This is a genomic window from Empedobacter sp. ULE_I140, from assembly GCF_053482575.1.
The window spans coordinates 1,782,709-1,801,487 of the sequence record NZ_JBQMTX010000001.1; the positions used below are offsets into that span (position 1 = coordinate 1,782,709).

At 31.2% G+C, this 18,779-nt stretch carries 21 protein-coding genes; 10 read left to right on the forward strand and 11 right to left on the reverse strand.

Annotation, left to right across the window (positions count from 1 at the left end):
* Positions 1-59: 59 nt before the first annotated feature.
* From ACTS9J_RS08445 to ACTS9J_RS08460, 4 genes are all read left to right on the forward strand, one after another.
* Positions 60-485 carry a cold shock domain-containing protein gene (locus tag ACTS9J_RS08445; RefSeq protein ID WP_219033988.1) on the forward strand — a complete coding sequence of 142 codons (426 nt, stop codon included), beginning with the start codon at positions 60-62 and terminating at the stop codon, positions 483-485.
* 19 nt (positions 486-504) lie between these two features.
* Entirely contained in the window at positions 505-696 is a 192-nt protein-coding gene (locus tag ACTS9J_RS08450) for a cold-shock protein (protein ID WP_280048937.1), read from the forward strand.
* A gap of 63 nt (positions 697-759) precedes the next feature.
* Complete coding sequence (locus ACTS9J_RS08455) at positions 760-1,104, forward strand: arsenate reductase family protein (protein ID WP_312355144.1); 345 nt, start codon at positions 760-762, stop codon at positions 1,102-1,104.
* Positions 1,105-1,152: 48 nt separating this feature from the next.
* Entirely contained in the window at positions 1,153-1,380 is a 228-nt protein-coding gene (locus tag ACTS9J_RS08460; protein ID WP_125350054.1) for a hypothetical protein, read from the forward strand.
* Between the two features lie 32 nt (positions 1,381-1,412).
* Here the strand turns inward: ACTS9J_RS08460 and ACTS9J_RS08465 are convergent, their stop codons facing one another.
* The gene (locus tag ACTS9J_RS08465; RefSeq protein WP_448353127.1) at positions 1,413-2,219 is read right to left on the reverse strand and encodes a TerC family protein; all 807 of its coding nucleotides are present in this window, start codon (positions 2,217-2,219) and stop codon (positions 1,413-1,415) included.
* A gap of 173 nt (positions 2,220-2,392) precedes the next feature.
* Here ACTS9J_RS08465 and ACTS9J_RS08470 point away from each other — a divergent pair, with 173 nt between their 5' ends.
* From ACTS9J_RS08470 to ACTS9J_RS08480, 3 genes are all read left to right on the forward strand, one after another.
* Positions 2,393-3,268, forward strand: coding sequence for a DMT family transporter (locus ACTS9J_RS08470; RefSeq protein WP_286494919.1), 876 nt, complete (start codon positions 2,393-2,395; stop codon positions 3,266-3,268).
* An 84-nt stretch (positions 3,269-3,352) separates the two neighbouring features.
* Complete coding sequence (locus ACTS9J_RS08475) at positions 3,353-4,366, forward strand: beta-ketoacyl-ACP synthase III (RefSeq protein ID WP_286494918.1); 1,014 nt, start codon at positions 3,353-3,355, stop codon at positions 4,364-4,366.
* Between the two features lie 100 nt (positions 4,367-4,466).
* Positions 4,467-5,120 (forward strand): alpha/beta hydrolase, encoded by a 654-nt coding sequence (locus ACTS9J_RS08480; RefSeq protein ID WP_448353128.1) that lies wholly within the window; start codon positions 4,467-4,469, stop codon positions 5,118-5,120.
* A 169-nt stretch (positions 5,121-5,289) separates the two neighbouring features.
* Here the strand turns inward: ACTS9J_RS08480 and ACTS9J_RS08485 are convergent, their stop codons facing one another.
* The 8 genes from ACTS9J_RS08485 to ACTS9J_RS08520 form a co-directional block, all read right to left on the reverse strand.
* On the reverse strand, positions 5,290-6,924 hold the full coding sequence (locus ACTS9J_RS08485; protein ID WP_219033983.1) for a S8 family peptidase: 1,635 nt from the start codon (positions 6,922-6,924) through the stop codon (positions 5,290-5,292).
* Positions 6,925-7,046: 122 nt separating this feature from the next.
* A complete protein-coding gene (locus ACTS9J_RS08490; RefSeq protein WP_291051797.1) occupies positions 7,047-8,648 on the reverse strand; it encodes a S8 family serine peptidase in 1,602 nt (533 codons plus the stop codon).
* Positions 8,649-8,652: 4 nt separating this feature from the next.
* Positions 8,653-9,258, reverse strand: a complete 606-nt coding sequence (locus ACTS9J_RS08495) for a WbqC family protein (RefSeq protein WP_180904454.1) — start codon at positions 9,256-9,258, stop codon at positions 8,653-8,655.
* 100 nt (positions 9,259-9,358) lie between these two features.
* Entirely contained in the window at positions 9,359-10,921 is a 1,563-nt protein-coding gene (gene lepB, locus ACTS9J_RS08500; protein ID WP_219033981.1) for a signal peptidase I, read from the reverse strand.
* 26 nt (positions 10,922-10,947) lie between these two features.
* The gene (gene dapB / locus ACTS9J_RS08505; RefSeq protein ID WP_115000386.1) at positions 10,948-11,652 is read right to left on the reverse strand and encodes a 4-hydroxy-tetrahydrodipicolinate reductase; all 705 of its coding nucleotides are present in this window, start codon (positions 11,650-11,652) and stop codon (positions 10,948-10,950) included.
* Positions 11,653-11,661: 9 nt separating this feature from the next.
* The gene (locus ACTS9J_RS08510; protein ID WP_180904451.1) at positions 11,662-12,240 is read right to left on the reverse strand and encodes a DUF5683 domain-containing protein; all 579 of its coding nucleotides are present in this window, start codon (positions 12,238-12,240) and stop codon (positions 11,662-11,664) included.
* Positions 12,230-13,120 (reverse strand): ParB/RepB/Spo0J family partition protein, encoded by an 891-nt coding sequence (locus ACTS9J_RS08515; protein ID WP_038330580.1) that lies wholly within the window; start codon positions 13,118-13,120, stop codon positions 12,230-12,232. Before ACTS9J_RS08515 ends, ACTS9J_RS08510 begins: the two co-directional genes overlap by 11 nt.
* A gap of 5 nt (positions 13,121-13,125) precedes the next feature.
* Entirely contained in the window at positions 13,126-13,899 is a 774-nt protein-coding gene (locus tag ACTS9J_RS08520) for a ParA family protein (RefSeq protein ID WP_038330582.1), read from the reverse strand.
* Between the two features lie 415 nt (positions 13,900-14,314).
* Here ACTS9J_RS08520 and ACTS9J_RS08525 point away from each other — a divergent pair, with 415 nt between their 5' ends.
* Both ACTS9J_RS08525 and ACTS9J_RS08530 read left to right on the forward strand, forming a co-directional pair.
* Complete coding sequence (locus ACTS9J_RS08525) at positions 14,315-15,697, forward strand: decarboxylase (protein WP_038330584.1); 1,383 nt, start codon at positions 14,315-14,317, stop codon at positions 15,695-15,697.
* A 31-nt stretch (positions 15,698-15,728) separates the two neighbouring features.
* Complete coding sequence (locus tag ACTS9J_RS08530) at positions 15,729-16,703, forward strand: deoxyhypusine synthase family protein (protein WP_219033979.1); 975 nt, start codon at positions 15,729-15,731, stop codon at positions 16,701-16,703.
* A gap of 73 nt (positions 16,704-16,776) precedes the next feature.
* Here ACTS9J_RS08530 and ACTS9J_RS08535 read toward each other — a convergent pair whose 3' ends face one another.
* Entirely contained in the window at positions 16,777-17,223 is a 447-nt protein-coding gene (locus ACTS9J_RS08535; RefSeq protein WP_038330588.1) for a KTSC domain-containing protein, read from the reverse strand.
* An 81-nt stretch (positions 17,224-17,304) separates the two neighbouring features.
* A complete protein-coding gene (locus ACTS9J_RS08540) occupies positions 17,305-17,814 on the reverse strand; it encodes a hypothetical protein (RefSeq protein ID WP_291091604.1) in 510 nt (169 codons plus the stop codon).
* 192 nt (positions 17,815-18,006) lie between these two features.
* Between ACTS9J_RS08540 and ACTS9J_RS08545 the strand changes: the two genes are divergently transcribed.
* Positions 18,007-18,564, forward strand: coding sequence for a hypothetical protein (locus ACTS9J_RS08545; protein WP_416410501.1), 558 nt, complete (start codon positions 18,007-18,009; stop codon positions 18,562-18,564).
* The last annotated feature ends 215 nt before the right edge of the window (positions 18,565-18,779 follow it).

The following is an 18,779-nucleotide window of genomic DNA, read 5'->3' on the forward strand; positions in this document are numbered from 1 at the left end:
TAATTCATGTTTTCTTAGGTTTTATGAGTATTAATAATAAAAAATCTATACAAACATTTATGGCAGATTCTACATCTAAAAAAGAAAATAGCAAAAAGAAAGCTTTAAAAAAATTAGAGAAATTAAACAAAAGAGAGAACAGAAAAGAGAATAACAACAAAGGAAAATCATTAGAAGATATGATTGTCTATGTTGATGTACTTGGTAATTTTACAGATGTACCACCTCATTTACAAGACAAAGAAGCCGATTTGCTGAATAATAAAAGATTAGAATCTGATAACAGAGATGTTTTTATAGAAGGTATGGTTGATATCTACAACGATTCAAAAGGGTTTGGTTTTATTAAAGTACCAACTTCTAACGATAAAATCTTCTTCCACTTCAAAGAATCAAAAGAATTACTTAAAGTAGGAGATCAAGTGCAGTTCAAAAAAGAAATGTCTGAAAAAGGATTCAGAGCAATTCAAATATCAAAAAAATAAATTAATTAAATATACAACTATGCAAGAAGGAACAGTAAAATTCTTCAACGAATCAAAAGGTTTTGGTTTTATCTCTAACGCAAACGGAGGTGAAGATGTTTTTGTACATGTTTCTGGATTAATTGACAAAGTAATTGAAAATGATCAAGTTACTTTTGATATTGAAAAAGGAAAAAAAGGTCTTATGGCTGTTAATGTAAAAATAAAATAAAAAAAGAATCCTTATATAAGGATTCTTTTTTTTGAACTATATTTAATTTCTAAAAGAGTATTTATGTACACAATATTACATAATTCGCGTTGCGGAAAAAGTAGAGATGCAGTAAAGGTTTTGGAAGAGTCTGGAAAAGATTTTGAAATAAGAGAATATTTGAATGAGCCTTTGACGAAAGATGAATTGAGAACTATTTTAACAAGATTAAATCTAAAACCAATTGATATAGTAAGGACAAATGAAGAAGATTGGAAAATAAATTTTAAAGGAAATGAACTTTCTGATGATGAAATTTTGAATGCTTTGGTTGAATATCCAAAATTGATTCAACGTCCAATAGTGACAGATGGAAAAAGTGGAATAGTAGGTCGTCCAAAAGAATTGGTAGAAAATTTTATTAAATAAAAATGGTTTGATAATTGTAAGTATTTCTAAGACTAAACATAAAAAGCTATGAAAATTTTAGATGCATTAACAAAAAATCAAACGGAGAAAGGAACTAAAATAGGTTTATTAACAACAGCCGCTACAACGGGAGTAACGGTAGCTAAATTTTTGGGAAAACGTTCAATATATGGAATAATTGGTGGAGTAGCCGTAACATTGGCTGCAGAATATATCCGAAAAAAATATGAAAAGAAAGTTGAAGCTGAAAACGAAACTATTTTAGAGAATAAATAAAAAAAGAGTTTTGAAAAAAACTCTTTTTTGTATTATATATTTTTGTTTTGTTCTTCTGCATCACCAACCGTATTTCGAACAATTCCTGGATTCGAATGTTTTTTCTTCATTTTCAAATTCAAGAATTCGACTAAAACAGAGAAGCCCATGGCAAAATAAATGTATCCTTTCGAAATGTGTTGATCAAACCCTTCTGCTAATAACGAAACGCCGATTAATAATAAGAATGATAAAGCCAACATTTTAACCGTTGGATGATCGTTCACAAATTTAGAAACCGCACTTGCTGAAAGCATCATAACTGCAACAGCAATAATTACAGCCGCAATCATAACCTCAATATGTTCTGCCATACCAACTGCTGTAATTACAGAATCTAATGAGAAAACAATATCTAAAATTAAGATTTGTACGATAGTTCCTGCAAAAGAATGGACTTTCACTTTTCCTCCGGTTTCTTCAACACCTTCTATTTTGTGGTGAATTTCTACAGTCGATTTATAAATCAAGAATAATCCTCCGATTAGTAAAATCAAATCTCGACCAGAGATTGCTAATTTTTCTAACCATTCGGTTGAAGTAATGCCAATCCATTCGCCAATATTGAATAGAGGAGTGGTAAGACTCATGACCCAACTTAGTGAGAATAAAAGGATAACACGTGTAAACATGGCTAAAAATAAACCAAGCTGTTGTGCTTTCTTTTGTTGATGTGCAGGCAATTTTCCTGACAAAATAGAAATAAAAACAATATTATCAATCCCTAAAACGATTTCTAACATTGTTAATGTAAATAATGCAACTAATGCATCTGGTTGTAAAAAAATACTAAAATCCATCGATTAATTTTGAAGTTTCGAAAATACAACGAAGAATAAGAATTAAAGTTTGAGTAATAATTATTTAATGTTAATTTAATATTAGAACTTATACAAAATTATTTACAGATTAAATCAATCAAATCGTTTTAGCAATATAGAATTAAACTTTACTTTTGCGAAAAAGACTTAGAATGATTTCAAAAGTTCAACTTCGGTTGCAGTTTCTCGTACTTCTTTGGGGATTTACAGGAGTTTTCGGAAAATTAGTTACAATGAGTGCGTTGTCAATGGTTTGGTATCGTGTTCTTATTGGGGCTATTGCTGTTTTTATTTATATGAAGTTCAGAAAAATGGATTTCAAGGTAACTAAAAACGAATTGTTGAAATTACTTGCTATCGGTGGAATTGTAGGAATACATTGGTTTACATTTTATTTGTCGATTAAACTTTCTAATATCTCAATTGCGTTGAGTACGTTGTCGATGGGCGCGCTTTTTAGTGCGATTTTAGAACCTATTTTTTTTAAACGAAAAATTAATCTGCTCGAAATAATTCTTGCTATAATCGTTTCCACTTGTGTAGCTGTTATTTTTAATGCATCACCAGAAGATTATAAATTGGGAATTATCATTGGTATTTTGTGTAGTTTTCTATCGGCATTATTTGCAGTTCTTAATTCGAGATTACCAAAGTCAATCAAACCAACTAAAGTTACTTTATACGAAATGATTGGTGGAGTTATCACACTTTCGGTGGTAATGATTCTTTTTCAGCCAGAAGCTATTTCTGAAGTTGTAAATATAAGTTGGTCAAACTTAGGATGGTTGACTTTGCTTGGCGTCATTTTTACAGCTTTTGCACAAATAGAATCAGTTGATTTGCTGAAACATGTTAGTGCTTTTACGTTGATGTTGAACGTAAATTTAGAACCAGTTTATGGCATCATTTTGGCAAGTCTTATTTTTGGAGATTCAGAACATATGAATCCTATATTTTATATTGCTACAGGGGTAATGGTACTTTCTATCATTATGAACGGAATATTAAAAACAAGATTTTCTAAATAATTTATTGTCAAAAAGACGCATTTGTTTTAAAGAATGCTTATCATTTAATATCTTTGCTTCAATTGAAAAGTAAACCATAATCACATGATACACTCTATTATTACAGGTGTTGGGCATTATGTTCCCGAAAGAGTTGTTACAAACTTTGATTTAGCTGAAGTGATGGATACCAATGACGAATGGATTCAGGAACGTACAGGGATTGTCGAAAGAAGACATATCGAGCCAGGTTCTAAGATTTCGTCTACAGATTTGGGAGTTATTGCGGCTAAAAATGCGTTAGAAGATGCAGGAATCACTGCTCAAGATATTGATTTTATATTATTTGCGACTTTATCTCCCGATTATTATTTTCCTGGAAATGGTGTATTGGTGCAAAAAGAGTTAGGTTGTCGTACAATTGGGGCAATGGATATTCGTAACCAGTGTTCTGGCTTTGTATATGCGTTATCAACGGCTGATGCTTTTATAAAAGCAGGAGTTTACAAAAATATTTTGGTGATTGGAGCAGAAGTGCACTCATTCGGATTGGATATGTCGGATGAAGGTCGTGGCGTTTCAGTAATTTTTGGAGATGGAGCAGGAGCAGTAATTGTTTCGGCAACGGAAGAAGAAGGACGTGGAATTTTATCGACTAATTTACATTCTGAAGGTGAATTTGCCGAAGAATTAGCAGTTACTTTCCCTGGAACAAAAACAGGTTGGTCAGACGAATTATTGAAAGAAGGTAATACGTTAACTAAAAAAGAGATTTATCCATATATGAATGGGAACTATGTTTTCAAGCATGCGGTAACTCGTTTTCCAGAATCAATTATCGAAGCTTTATCGACTGCGAATAAAAAGCCAGAAGATTTAGATTTATTTATTCCACATCAGGCGAATTTGCGTATTTCTCAATTTGTACAAAAACAATTGGGATTACCAGATGAGAAAGTTTATAACAATATTATGCGTTACGGAAATACTACGGCAGCATCTATTCCTATTGCATTGAGTGAAGCAAAACAAGAAGGTAAAATCAAAAAAGGTGACTTAGTAATGATGACTGCTTTTGGAGCAGGATTTACATGGGGCTCTGTTTTGATGAACTGGTAAGTAAGTTTGAATTTAGATTTACAAATTTAGAATATAAAAAAAACCTTCACTTTTCAGTGAAGGGTTTTTTTGTTATATTTGATTGATTTAAAATTGAATAATGAAATATTTGTTGATTCTCATAATTGGTTTAATGAGTTGTTCGCAACATAAAATATCAAAAAATGTAAAGGATCAAGATTATATCTTTTTTCTCCATAATAAATATTTAGAAACGCATAACGATGGAGATTATGATACAGTCTATAAAACTAAAATTGAGTATTCTAAAGTTTTGAATTCATTCAGGAATGACGGATTTATTGTGATTAGCGAGAAAAGAAAGCCAAAAACAGACGGAATAAAATATGCAAAAAAGGTTGTTAAGCAAATTGATAGTTTGATTAATACAGGTGTTAAACCTAATCATATTACGGTTGTAGGAACTTCGAAAGGTGGTTACATTGCGCAATATGTATCAACTTTTAAAAATAATCCTCAAATCAACTATGTATTTATTGGTTCGTTTCAAGAAAGTGATTTAGAAGAAATGCCTGATATAAAATTTTCTGGAAATGTTTTAACCATTTACGAGAAGTCTGATGCATTTGGCGTTTCAGCTATAAAACGTAAAGAAAATTCAACCAATAAAATCAATCATTTCAAAGAAATTGAATTAAATAATGGCTTAAAGCATGGTTTTCTTTATAAAGCTCTTGATGAATGGATTGAACCAAGTAAAAAATGGGCGAGGAGAAATTATGATTTTAAATAAATGATTCATTTATAATTTTTCCTAAAAATCACTCGAACTGACAATTTTTATTCAATCTGTACAAGAAATATCTTATACAAAAAAAGGTTAGACTCTAAAAAAAATAGAATCTAACCCAAGTTTATTTTGTTACTTAAATACTATAAGAAATGGTGATATTAAGATTTCCTTACTTCAATTTTTTAGCAACATACATTTTTTCTGCTAATTGAACAGCTTTGTACGCATCAACAACACCGCCTGTTACAGAAATATCTGTTAAAGCAGGATTTTTGTTGACAGATTCTAACAATATTTGTTTGATATCTGTTGCAGTTAATTTAGGATAATGTGCCCAAACCAAAGCCGCAACTCCTGCTACAACTGGAGAAGCCATAGAAGTTCCGCTTTCATTTTTGTATTCCCCATCTTTATTAGGAACAGTAGAATATATTTCATTTCCTGGCGCAAAAACATCTACAGACTTTTTACCAAAATTAGAAAAACTTGCTCTTAAATTGTCATTATCCATTGTATTTGCTCCAACTGTAATTACGTTTTTAGAAACTTCTACACCTTTGTCGTCATAAACGGTAGGGAAGTGAATTTCGTCATCAATATTTACGTTTTCATTTCCTGCAGCTTTAATCAATAAAAGACCTTTTTTCTCAGCATATTTAAATGCATCCCAAACAATTTGTTTATCAGGAGAATAAGCTTTTCCAAAAGACATATTTAAGATTTTTGCTCCATTATCTGCTGCATAACGAATGGCATTCGCAACATCTTTATCACGTTCGTCTCCATTTGGAACTGTACGAACTGACATGATTTTTACATAACCATTTCCAGCGATTCCATCCATTCCAATTCCGTTACCAGATTTTGCTGCAATAATTCCAGAAACGTGTGTTCCGTGCATAGAATCAGGGCCATCTACATCATTATTTCCGTAAAAACGTTCTGATTTATCAGCATAATTATCACCAACAATTGGACGAGGATCTAATTCTGTATTCAAGTTAATTTCAACTTGTTCTTTGTAGTATTTTGTTCCTTCTGAAATTTCATTTCCAACTTCTGTTAAGAAATCTTTCATTGATTTTCCTTCCCAAGCTTCTTTCGGAACCATACCAAAAATAATCATCCCTTGTTGTGCTTCTTTAGAAACAGGTTTAAAAGACATCATATTTTTTTCATTCAACTCTTTTTCGCCCCATTCTTTAATCAAAGCAGGAAATGCAACTGAGAAAATATCATTCATCTGCACATATTGCGCTGCATTTTGTTTTGCTTCGGCTAATTTATTTTCGAACTCAGGTTTTATTTTTTGATATTCTTCCAATTCTTTTGGGAATTTTGTTTTGTTAGAAGCTGCATCTTTACTTTTTTCGAATAAATCGCGGTATTTTACAAAAAGACGTGTTAACTCTAATGTATCTCCATCAACATTTTTACCATCTTTTCCTCCAATAAAATTCCAACCATGAATATCATCAACATAACCATTCTTGTCATCATCAATTCCATTTCCAGCAATTTCTTTGGTGTTTGTCCAAATATTATCTTTTAAATCTGGGTGAGTAATCTCAACTCCAGAATCTAAAACACCAACAATTAACTGTGAAGGTTTACGTTTTTTTGATTCTAAAAATTGTAAAGCTTTTTGAGTATTTACACCATAAACACCACTTTCTTCTAAAGATTCGTGTTGCCAATATTTTTGATCAACTTTAGGCAATGGTAGAGCAGTTGTCGTTTCTTGTGCGAACGATGCCACACCAACAAACATGGCAACTGATATACTTAATAAGAATTTTTTCATAATTGATTTATCTATATGTCGAGAAACAACCGAAATTGTTACATCTAAAATTATCTCGAGTTTAAACGCAAAAAAGGCTCCAAAATTTGAAGCCTTTTTATAATGTTGTGTTAAATTTAAAATTATTTCAATTTACGTTGTTTGTAAATTTCTTCAGCTTTTTGTACAGCTTTGTAAGAATCTACAACACCTCCAGCAACAGAAATCTCTTTTAATTGCTCATTTTTATTAACTGTTTCCATTAAGATATTACGAATATCTTCTGCAGTTAATTTTGGATAATGTGACCAAACCAACGCTGCAACACCAGCAACAGCAGGTGAAGCCATAGAAGTTCCGTTTAAGAAACGATATTGATCAACCCCTGGATATGTTGCATAAATCTCTTGTCCTGGTCCAAAAACATCTACCGATTTTTTACCATAGTTAGAGAAACGAGCTTTTAAAGCATTTGGATCTTTAGTAGAAGCACCAACCGTAAGAACAGATTTAGAAACAACATTTCCATTTCTAAAATTAGTTGGATAATGTACATGAACATCAATATCTTCGTTGCTATTTCCAGCCGCTTTAACGATTAAAACACCTTTATCAGAAGCATATTTGAACGCATCCCAAACTAAATCTGCATCAGGAGAATAAGGTTTTCCGAAAGACATATTCAAGATTTTTGCTCCATTGTCAACTGCGTAGTAAATTGCATTTGCAACATCTTTATCGCGTTCGTCTCCATTTGGAACTGTACGAACCGACATAATTTTTACATTATTTCCTCCAGTCGTTCCTTCAGAACCGATATTATTTCCTCTTACAGCACCGATAATTCCAGCAACGTGAGTTCCGTGAGAAGATTCAGGTCCGTTAGAATCACTGTTTCCATAAAAACGCTCTTTTTTATCATTTGGATTGTCAACATCTTTACGATCAACCAAATCTAAATTTAAGTGAGAAGATAAAGCATCTCCCTTCGCAGCACGACGAGCAGCTCCTAAATAGGTATTCGAAACTTCTTTCATCGTTTTTCCAATCCATTGCTCTTCTTTCAATTCACCAAAAATCCATAAAGCTTCTAAGATTTGAGAATCTGTTGGTTGGTAATTTTTTAAAATATCTTTAGTTAATTTAGTATCTCCAAATTCAAGAACCATTTTATTTACACCACCTTCAACAGCATTCAATTTAGATTGAGCAACTTGTTGGTTATATTTTGCTTTTCCTACAGCGCTTAAATATTCTTTTTCAATTTTTTGAAATTCAGCATATTCAGTAGGATTTTTTACAATAGCTTCATGATTTTTCTTTTGATCGAAAGTTGCGTATTTAGATGATAAAGCTTTGTAAACACGTGTTAATTCAGTGGTATCATCATTGTAATTGATTCCTTTTGCTGTTCCTAAAAAAGACCATCCATGTACGTCATCAATGTAACCATTTTTGTCATCATCGATTCCGTTTCCTGGAATTTCTTTTGGATTTGACCACATATTTGCTTTCAAATCTTCGTGAAAATTTTCAACACCGCTGTCCAAAACTCCTACAATAATTGTATTTGCTTTTCTTTTGTTGTCTTTTAAGAATTGTAAAGCTTGATCAGTATTTACACCATAAACACCTGTTTGTTCTACACCTGCATGATACCATTTTTCTTTTGGTACTTCTGTTGTTTGTGCTTGAACAAACCCTAATGTAAAGGCAAATCCTAAAGCAATAAATAATTTTCTCATGTTGTTATTTTATTAAGTTTTTTAAATATACTGCGGCACTTGGTCCTTCGCTAAAAAGTAAATCTAAGATACTCAAACCTTCTATAAACTCAAATTTATCATCAAAAACTTGTGCATATTCTGGTAGGTTATACTGAGGTGCTTTTTTAGCAGAAAATTGATTTCTGAAATCATTTTCAGGATTTAAATCTTGATATGTTTCAGTTTTAGAAATCTCCAAATCTAAGCTTAATTTCTTGTTGATGAAATCAATTGTTTTTAGATTAAAATCTAAAAGAAATTTCTCTTTTTGTTCTAAAATTGGAATAATTTCATCTTCATAATATTCAAAATATGGAGAACTTTGATAAGCTGACTTTAAAGATTTGATGTGTTCTTTTTGCCAATCATATTCATAAGAAGGTTGCAAATCTTTGAACAAACGTGTTCCGTTGTGTAAAATTGGAATATTCAACATTAATTTACCATTTGCACCCAAAATATACATGCGGTTACGGTAAGTTTGCTTTTGAAAATTTTCTTGAACTTCGATATCCAAAGTTTGGCTTTTTACCATTTCTGCATAGTAATCAATCGGTCCAAAATAAAAAGCTGCAAACGTATTTTTCATTCTATTATTTTATATGGAAATGTGCATTACAAGTAGCTTATAATGCACATTTATAGTGTTGTTAATTTTATAATTTAGAGGATTTTAATCGCTCTTTTTATTAATATTTGTTCTTCTTTTTCTCTTTACGAGCTTTTACAATATCATATCCAATCCAACCAATTAAGGCAATTAGAACATAAATTCCGTAAGAAGTTTTGTCAGGATTATCATTATTAATTGATGTAAAGAAACGATTCCAAATAAATTTCTTAGGAGCAGCAGGCTCGAACATTCCGTTCATATTTGCCCAAATCATAATAGGACGACCAATAATATGATCTTCTCCAACATAACCAAAGAAACGTGCATCTAATGATTGATTTCTGTTATCACCAACCATAAAATAGTAATTTTGTTTGATTTCGTATTTATCTGTTTTTTGATCATTGATAAATACATCAAACTTACCGTTTGTAGAATCAACTCTTAATGTATTGTTTTCATAGCGACGAATAATGTTAATATATTGCGCTAAAGTCTCTTTGTTAACATCAACTACATCACCTTTTTTCGGAATGTATAAAGGTCCGTATTGATCAGGATTCCAGTTTTTGTTTACTGGAAAAATAGTGTTTGTACTATCAATTTTTCCATTTACAATATGTTCCGTTTTTTCACCTACAGGTTGTAAAATAGGTTCAACAGAAACTACATTTGCATTAGATTTCATTGCTGTAACATGAGCATCAGTCAAAGCTGCAAATTGATAAATAAATGTTCCGTCGCTTTGTTTTGCAGCATTATAATCTGTACTTATGATTCCAAAATTATCGTATAATAATTTATCACTGAAAGGAGTTTTTACAACAACTGTATAAGCATGCTGAACTTGTGCATCTTTTTTCGGAATGAATTTTTTATCGTTTACATATAAAACTCCATTACGAATCTGTACAGTTTCTCCTGGTAAACCAACTAAACGTTTTACATAAGCATCTTTACGATCGATCGCATTGTAAATAGAATCTGTAGGATAGTTGAAGACAACAATGTCGTTCGATTTTAAATCTCTCCAACCTGGAATACGCATATAAGGTAGGCGTGCTTTGTCGATAAAACCATCACGGTAAATAAATTCTGAGAATGGAATTCCGATTGGTGTCATAGGAACACGCGCTCCGTGACTTACTTTTTCTACAAATAAAGCATCACCAATTTTGATTGTATTTTCCATCGATCCTGTTGGAACAATCATTGGTTGAATAAACCAGTTATGAACCAAAGTTGCTAAAACAAGGGCAAAAATTAAGGAAGAAACAAATGTTGGTTTGCGTTTTTCTGGACCTAAATATTTTGGATTATCAGAATAATTAACCGCAAAAATGTATAAACCTAAAGTCAAAACCATAATGACTTTGTCTTTTGTTTCAATTTTTCCGTAAGAATCTCCTAAATCAACAAAGAATACTAACCAAAAAATAGGACCAACAATTGGCAAATAAAATAGAATAATCCACCATTTTGGACGATGAATAATTTCTAAACCTTTCCAGATATTTAGAAAAGGAATATAAGCTTGAATTGCTTGCTTTCCAGCATTTTTATATAATTTCCAAGTTGCAGCTCCAAAGATTATATTGGCAATAATAAAACCAATTAACCAGTAAATTAGTACATGCATAAGTTTTTGATATTTAGTATTTTAATTTAGTTCAGTTCAAGTACATCTTTCATTGTGAAAACACCTTGTTTATTCCAAATCCATTCCGCAGCAATCACGGCACCTAAGGCAAAACCTTTGCGAGAATGCGCCGTATGAGAAATCTCAATAGTATCTACATCAGAGTTATATTGTACGATATGTGTTCCGGGAACATCTTCGATTCTTTTTGCTTCAACTGGAATAATGTCTTTTGCTTTTTCGTCCATCGACCAAGAATTATATGTTGAATTGTCAATAATTCCTTCTGCAATTGTAATCGCTGTTCCAGAAGGTGCATCAAGCTTTTGTGTATGATGAATTTCTTCTAGATTAATTTGGTATTCGTTACGATATTTATTCATCATTCGAGCTAAAATAGAATTTAATTCGAAGAATAAATTAACGCCCAAACTAAAGTTAGAAGCATATAAAAAAGCGGTGTTATTTGAAATTGCTAAATGATTAATTTCTTCTTGTTTATCTAACCATCCTGTTGTTCCACAAATTGTTGCGATTTTATTTTCAAGTAATACTTTAAGGTTGTCGTAAGCGAATTCTGGTCTCGAAAATTCTATTGCAACTTCAACATTATTTAATTCTTCCGCAAGTGGAGTACGAGATATTTTAAGTACAACTTCGTGTCCGCGTTGAATTAAAATTTCTTCAATGGCTTTTCCCATTTTTCCGTATCCTATTAATGCAATTTTCATCTGTAATTTCTAAAATTTTAAGTTAAATGCCAATCCTAAAACTGGCTCTAATGTCATTTCATCTTGAATGACTGTTGGTTTGAATGACATTTCTGTGTCATTACGAACTGTGAATAAATGCGCATCTACTGTTGCATCTACAATATTTAATAAATAAGCTAATGCAGTTAAAGCGACACTATAATCGCGTTTTCGTTTGTAATCATCTTGAATAACTGCCAATTGCTCTGCAGATAAAATTCCTGTGAATTCGTTTGGTGTTCCTTCTCTTACCGCAATATAAGCTTTTCGGTATTTTTTGTACAAATTATTGTAATAAATCGTAAAACCTGTTCCTGTACCTACTAAACCAAGCGCAATAGGTGCTTTTAACCATTTTTTGTTATACAATTGTCCAGCACCAGGTAAAATAGCCGAATACAAAGAGGCTCTAATTGGACTTTTCTCCATTAATGCTTCTTTAGTTACGCTCATTGTATCGTTTACAATAACATTATTTTCGACAACGACTAAAGAATCCGTTTTAACTTGACCGAAAGCAAACGTCGAAGAGATCGTTAATCCAAGTAAGAATGCTTTAATTCTCATTTAAAAATTTTCTTAATCGTTCAAACTCATCATCAGAAGTAAAATTCAAAATTATTTTACCTTTTCCATTATTTGCACGTTTTATTTCAACTTTCGTATTCAATGAATTTGAAATAGAACTTAATGCTTCTTTGTACTGAGAAGGTAATTCATTTGTTGCTTTTTTCTCAGGTTTACCTTCTTTTATCGATTTGATTAAACGTTCTGTATCGCGAACAGATAAATTGTTTTTGACAATTTTTTCGTAAATATCAAATTGTAAATCAGTATCATCAATAGCCATTAAAGCGCGACCGTGTCCCATTGAAATCATTCCGTCACGAATTCCTGTTTGGATAATTGGGTCTAATTTTAATAAACGCAAATAATTGGTAATAGACGTTCTGTCTTTCCCAACACGTTTACTTAATTCTTCTTGTGTTAACTTGATTTCATCAATCAATTGTTGGTAAGAAAGCGCAATCTCGATCGCATCTAAATCTTGACGCTGAATATTTTCGACCAATGCCATTTCCAGCATTTCTTGGTCATTTGCTAAACGTACATAAGCTGGAATTGTTTTTTTACCAGCTAATTGTGAAGCGCGAAAACGTCTTTCACCAGAAATCAATTCATATTCACCAGTTGGTTTTTTACGAATCGTAATCGGTTGAATAACGCCTAATGTTTGAATAGACGAAACCAATTCCTCTAAAGCTTTTTTATCGAAATTAGTTCGTGGCTGCCAAGGATTCGCGGTGATTTTTTCTAAATCTATTTCCAAAATGTTTCCAACCAATTTCTTTGCACCTTCATCTTGTGCTGTTTTTACAGTTGGTTCATCCTTTAATAGAGCAGATAATCCACGTCCTAAGCGATTATTTTTGTTTGGCTTTGCCATTTTATTTAAACTGTATCGTTGTTGTTAATTAAAAATTCACGCGCTAAATTTAAGTAATTTTCTGCACCTTTACTTGCTGCGTCGTACTGAATAATTGTTTCGCCAAAACTTGGTGCTTCTGACAAACGTACATTTCGAGTAATAATTGTTTTGAAAACCATTTGCGGAAAATGATTGTTCACTTCGTCTAATACTTGATTAGAAAGGCGTAAACGCGAATCATACATCGTCAACAATAAACCTTCAATATCCAGTTCTTTGTTGTGATGTTGTTGAATTCCTTTTATCGTATTTAATAATTTTCCTAAACCTTCTAATGCAAAATATTCGCACTGAATAGGAATAATCACAGAATCTGCAGCTGTAAGCGCATTCAAAGTAATTAAACCAAGTGAAGGCGCGCAATCTATAATAATATAATCATATTGATCTTTGATTTCTGATAGCGCGTTTTTTAACATGTATTCGCGGTTCTCGTAATCTACAATCTCAATCTCGGCAGCAACTAAATCTAAATGAGCAGGCATCAAGTCTAGGTTTGGCGATTCTGATTGTAAAATAGCTTTGCTCGCAAGCACTTCATTTTCCAATACTTCATAGGTTCCAGCTTCGATTTCATCCAAATCAAAACCCAAACCAGATGTTGCATTTGCTTGCGGATCTGCGTCAATTAATAAAACTTTTTTCTCTAAAACACCTAATGAAGCGGCAAGGTTTAACGAAGTTGTCGTTTTACCAACACCACCTTTTTGGTTAGCAATAGCAATAATTTTACCCATAATTTACGTTCAAAACGATTTCAAAAATACAATATTTAACCTTGCTAAACCTTAAAGAAAAAATAAATTTTTGAATAATTGTTGAATATTTGTTTTACATCATAAAACATCAGTTCTGTAAAGCTAAATTTTAATATTATTTTATCTTTTTAACAGAATTAAAAAACTTATATTTGCGACAAGTATTTTTATAATTTTTTTAATAAAAAAAGTTGATGAGTTTTAACCTTTTATTCGAAAGCGTTGAGAATAGAAAGAGCTTTAACGCAGTAGTTTTAATGAATAGAAACGAATTTAAGAATTATTCTTTCCCCTTATTGCTTCGCAATGTATATTATGCGATACGTCTGTAATACCCTAATTTTTTTGCAAAATTTTTAGAATTATTAAACACACGTAACATTTATAAAGCATAATGAAAACTAAATACATAGATTTAATCACGCAATCATTTGACTTTCCACAAGATGAATTTGAATTAGATGGAGAGTACTTAAAATTTAATGGAATTGACCTAAAAGCTTTGGTCGAAGAACATGGAACACCATTAAAATTCACATATTTGCCTAAAATTTCGCAAAACATTCAGAAAGCGAAAGGTTGGTTCGAAAAAGCGCGTGAAGAGTTAAACTATGAGGGAACTTACAATTATTGTTATTGTACAAAAAGTTCTCACTTTCGTCACATTTTAGGTGAAGCATTAAAAAACGATATTCACATTGAGACATCTTCTGCATTTGACATTAATATTGTCGAAAATTTGATTGGAGAAGGTTTGATTACAGACGATCAATATGTTGTTTGTAACGGTTTCAAGCGTGAGGAATATGTAGAAAATATTGCTCGTTTGGTAAATAGCGGACATCGTAAAACGATTACAGTAATTGACAATTACGAGGAAGTTGATTTGTTTTCTGAGGCAATTGAAGGTGATTTTGAAATCGGAATTCGTATTGCATCGGAAGAAGAACCAAAATTTGAATTTTATACTTCTCGTTTAGGAATTGGTTACAAGGATATTGTTCCTTTTTATCAGACAATGGTAAAACCTAATGAACGCATTAAATTGAAAATGCTTCATTTCTTTATTAATACAGGAATTAAAGACAATTCGTATTATTGGAATGAGTTGACAAAATGTTTGAGAGTTTATGTAAACCTTAAAAAAGTTTGTCCAGAATTAGATAGTTTGAATATTGGTGGTGGATTCCCAATCAAAAATTCGTTGAATTTCGAATATGATTACGAATACATGGCGAAAGAAATCTTGTTGCAAATTAAAATGATTTGTGATGAAGAAGGAATTGCTGTTCCAAATATTTTTACAGAATTTGGTTCGTTTACAGTTGGAGAAAGTGGAGGAGTAGTCTACAAAATTCTTTATCAAAAGAAACAAAATGATAAAGAGTATTGGGATATGATCGATTCTTCTTTTATGACAACTTTGCCAGATGCTTGGGCAATTTCGAAACGATTTGTAATGTTACCAATTAACCGTTGGTACGATAAGTATGAACGTGTATTATTAGGAGGTTTAACATGTGATTCTGACGATTATTACAATTCAGAACAGCATGTAAATGCTATTTATCTTCCGAAATATGATCAAGCAAAACCATTGTATATCGGTTTCTTTAATACAGGAGCATATCAAGATAATATTAGTGGTTTTGGTGGAATTAATCACTGTTTAATTCCTCAGCCCAAATATATTTTGATTGATGAAAATTATGAAGCAAAAGTATATTCTGAAGAACAAACGCATCAAGATGTGTTGAATACTTTGGGATACAAATAATTGAATTTTAAATAAATAAAAAACAAATAAAATGAGTAAAGGACCAATCAGTCAGTTTATAGAACATAACTATAGACACTTTAATGCAGCTGCTTTAGTTGACGCTGCAAAAGGATATGAGCAACACTTGTTAGAAGGTGGTAAAATGTTAATTTCTTTGGGTGGAGCAATGTCTACTGCTGAATTAGGAATTTCATTAGCTGAAATGATTCGCCAAGATAAAGTGCACATCATTTCTTGTACAGGAGCAAATTTAGAAGAAGACGTAATGAATTTAGTTGCGCATTCTCACTATAAAAGAATTCCAAATTACCGTGATTTAACACCAGAGCAAGAGCGCGAATTGTTAGATACACACTTCAACCGTGTTACAGATACTTGTATTCCAGAAGAGGAGGCTTTTCGTCGTTTACAAGAGCATTTAGAGAATGTTTGGCATGCAGCAGAAGAAAAAGGTGAGCGTTATTTACCACACGAATTTTTATACCAAGTTGTAAATTCTGGAGTTTTAGAGCAATACTACGAAATTGATCCGAAAGATTCTTGGATTGTTGCTGCTGCTGAGAAAAATTTACCTATCGTTTGTCCAGGTTGGGAAGACTCTACAACAGGAAACATTTTTGCGTCTAACGTAATCAAAGGAAATTTAAAAGCGTCTACAGTAAAATCTGGAATTGAGTACATGATTTACTTAACAGAGTGGTATCGTGCTAATTCTGATGGTAAAGGTGTAGGTTTCTTCCAAATTGCTGGTGGTATCTCTGGAGATTTCCCAATTTGTGTTGTTCCAATGATGTACCAAGATTTAGAGTGGACAGATGTTCCTTTCTGGGCGTATTTCTGTCAAATTTCTGATTCTACAACATCTTACGGATCTTATTCTGGAGCAGTTCCAAATGAGAAAATTACATGGGGTAAATTAGATGTTGATACACCAAAATATATGATAGAATCTGATGCGACTATTGTTGCTCCATTGATTTTCAACTATATTTTAGGAAACTAATCAATAGAATATATTAAGCATAAAAAAACCACTTCGATTGAAGTGGTTTTTTTGTTATATATCGTTCCGATAATTAATCTTTCATTGCTTCACCAGCTTTTCTATGCGTAAATTTTCCATAGATATGTCTTCTTGCAAAACGGCTTGGAGAATCAGAATTTACCATTTTGATGTACGTATTTTTAGGAACGCCAAAATACTCGTAATGATTTCCATCTAAATGTTCTACTTTCAAAATTTGTTCATCCATATAAAAATCATGAATGTTAGATTTTGCAGTTGTAATCGTATATTCTTCTTTGTTTTTTTCGTGCGTTTCAGGATTAATACTTACTAAAAAGTGGTATGCTTCGATCACAACTTTACTTTTTTCTTCAGCTTCTATTTTACCTGCTTCGTCGTTGATAAATTTATCAGGATGCGCATCTTTCATCGTATTTCTGTAAATTGTTTTCAACTCTTTTAGAGTTACATTTTTATCAACTCCAAGTAATTTTCTGTGTTCTACAACGCTTTTCATAATTATAATCCTTTTTTCGGAGTGCAAAAGTACGGATTATAAATCACGAAATGCGCTTAATATCCATAAGTTTCGTTAAGGTTATGATAAATAATTTTCTTTTTGTTGAGAATTTGATATTTCAATTCCAATACTATCCTTGTTTATAGAAATCAGTTTAGCTTGCTGAATAGGTTCGTTTTCGTATTCATATAGCTTTGGATCATCAGAATTAATATTTAATGTTTCAGAAACAATATCACTATAATCTGGTCTCGCGATATTGTTTGATTTTTCTAAAATAGGAAATTTAGATTCAGAATTATAGATATAAGCACGTTTCATTGCCATAACTTTTTTCGTAACTACTATTTTATATTCATCGTTTACTTTAATGGTTTGAATTGTATTCATATTGAATAAAAAACTAACGATAGATAGAAACGGAATTGCCATTGGTAAAATGCTCAATCCAACTAAAGCAAAAAGTAAAAAACCATAAATTTTGATATAGATAATTTTCCAAAATTTAATAACGATGTAAAAGGTGAAAATAATCCAAGTCCAAGCAAGAATTTGATAGGTATATTCTCCTTTTAAATTCAACCCCATAAGGTTTAAACTCAATAAAAATAAAATGAGAAGAACTGAAGAAATGATGTAGATTTTGAGTGATTTTGACATTTAGGTTATGATTTATTTTTTCGAATATACATTATTTATATGATTTAATCGTTTTGTGTAAAATGAATTATCTCGAATATTTTTGTAATTTTAAGCAAGCTAACAACAAACAAAATAAGTATGAAATTGAAAGACGTTCCTGAATTGAAAAATTCTATTTTAGATCTTCCTTCAAAAGAAAAAGATAAACTTCTTTTGCGTCTTATCAATAAAGATGAAACTTTAGTAGAACATTTGCATTTTCAATTATTAGAGAATGAAAATGATTTGCAAGATCGTGTAAAAAATATTTATGAAAAAATTGATTTGCAGTTTGAAAAGTCTCATCACTTAATTAATCAGATTAACATAAATAGAAGTCATCGTCAATTGTTGTTGACGTTAAAAACATTGAGTGGAATTGTGAACTATCATGTTCAAATTACGAAAGATAAAGTGTCAGAATTTGAATTGAGAAAATATATCATTCAAGAATCTTTTAGTCGTTATCCTTATCTTTTTGAAACTTATACAACAGGAGATAATGCAGAAAAATTATACAATTATCAACATGGCAGATTGAAATTGATTTTTTCTATTTTTGAAAAATTTCATGAAGATTTAAAATTCGATTATTTAAACGATGTTGATGAAATTAATATTTTTTTAACAAAAACTCCTATAAATTTTAAGTCTTAATAGTTCTTTTAAACAAAAGTTTGCTTATGTAATATTTTGTGAAATAATAATTAATTATGCTATAAAAGATTTATTTTTAATTTGTTTGGTCTATTTTTTGTTAAGATTTAAGATGTGAATTAACAAATTATTAATTTAATTAATTGTTAAACATCGAAAAAAGTATAGTTAGTTCTGTGTAAACAGAACTAACTATTTTATATTTGCATGGTTTT

Coding starts and splice junctions, on each gene's coding strand:
- lepB (WP_219033981.1), bottom strand. CDS start 10,921: ATGCATGTACTAATTTACTGGTTAATTGGTTTTATTATTGCCAATATA.
- ACTS9J_RS08515 (WP_038330580.1), bottom strand. CDS start 13,120: ATGGCAAAGCCAAACAAAAATAATCGCTTAGGACGTGGATTATCTGCT.
- ACTS9J_RS08540 (WP_291091604.1), bottom strand. CDS start 17,814: ATGGGGTTGAATTTAAAAGGAGAATATACCTATCAAATTCTTGCTTGG.
- ACTS9J_RS08485 (WP_219033983.1), bottom strand. CDS start 6,924: ATGAAAAAATTCTTATTAAGTATATCAGTTGCCATGTTTGTTGGTGTG.
- ACTS9J_RS08510 (WP_180904451.1), bottom strand. CDS start 12,240: ATGAGAATTAAAGCATTCTTACTTGGATTAACGATCTCTTCGACGTTT.
- ACTS9J_RS08455 (WP_312355144.1), top strand. CDS start 760: ATGTACACAATATTACATAATTCGCGTTGCGGAAAAAGTAGAGATGCA.
- ACTS9J_RS08475 (WP_286494918.1), top strand. CDS start 3,353: ATGATACACTCTATTATTACAGGTGTTGGGCATTATGTTCCCGAAAGA.
- ACTS9J_RS08535 (WP_038330588.1), bottom strand. CDS start 17,223: ATGAAAAGCGTTGTAGAACACAGAAAATTACTTGGAGTTGATAAAAAT.
- ACTS9J_RS08495 (WP_180904454.1), bottom strand. CDS start 9,258: ATGAAAAATACGTTTGCAGCTTTTTATTTTGGACCGATTGATTACTAT.
- ACTS9J_RS08460 (WP_125350054.1), top strand. CDS start 1,153: ATGAAAATTTTAGATGCATTAACAAAAAATCAAACGGAGAAAGGAACT.
- ACTS9J_RS08520 (WP_038330582.1), bottom strand. CDS start 13,899: ATGGGTAAAATTATTGCTATTGCTAACCAAAAAGGTGGTGTTGGTAAA.
- ACTS9J_RS08525 (WP_038330584.1), top strand. CDS start 14,315: ATGAAAACTAAATACATAGATTTAATCACGCAATCATTTGACTTTCCA.
- ACTS9J_RS08445 (WP_219033988.1), top strand. CDS start 60: ATGGCAGATTCTACATCTAAAAAAGAAAATAGCAAAAAGAAAGCTTTA.
- ACTS9J_RS08450 (WP_280048937.1), top strand. CDS start 505: ATGCAAGAAGGAACAGTAAAATTCTTCAACGAATCAAAAGGTTTTGGT.
- ACTS9J_RS08530 (WP_219033979.1), top strand. CDS start 15,729: ATGAGTAAAGGACCAATCAGTCAGTTTATAGAACATAACTATAGACAC.
- ACTS9J_RS08545 (WP_416410501.1), top strand. CDS start 18,007: ATGAAATTGAAAGACGTTCCTGAATTGAAAAATTCTATTTTAGATCTT.
- ACTS9J_RS08480 (WP_448353128.1), top strand. CDS start 4,467: ATGAAATATTTGTTGATTCTCATAATTGGTTTAATGAGTTGTTCGCAA.
- ACTS9J_RS08490 (WP_291051797.1), bottom strand. CDS start 8,648: ATGAGAAAATTATTTATTGCTTTAGGATTTGCCTTTACATTAGGGTTT.
- ACTS9J_RS08470 (WP_286494919.1), top strand. CDS start 2,393: ATGATTTCAAAAGTTCAACTTCGGTTGCAGTTTCTCGTACTTCTTTGG.
- dapB (WP_115000386.1), bottom strand. CDS start 11,652: ATGAAAATTGCATTAATAGGATACGGAAAAATGGGAAAAGCCATTGAA.
- ACTS9J_RS08465 (WP_448353127.1), bottom strand. CDS start 2,219: ATGGATTTTAGTATTTTTTTACAACCAGATGCATTAGTTGCATTATTT.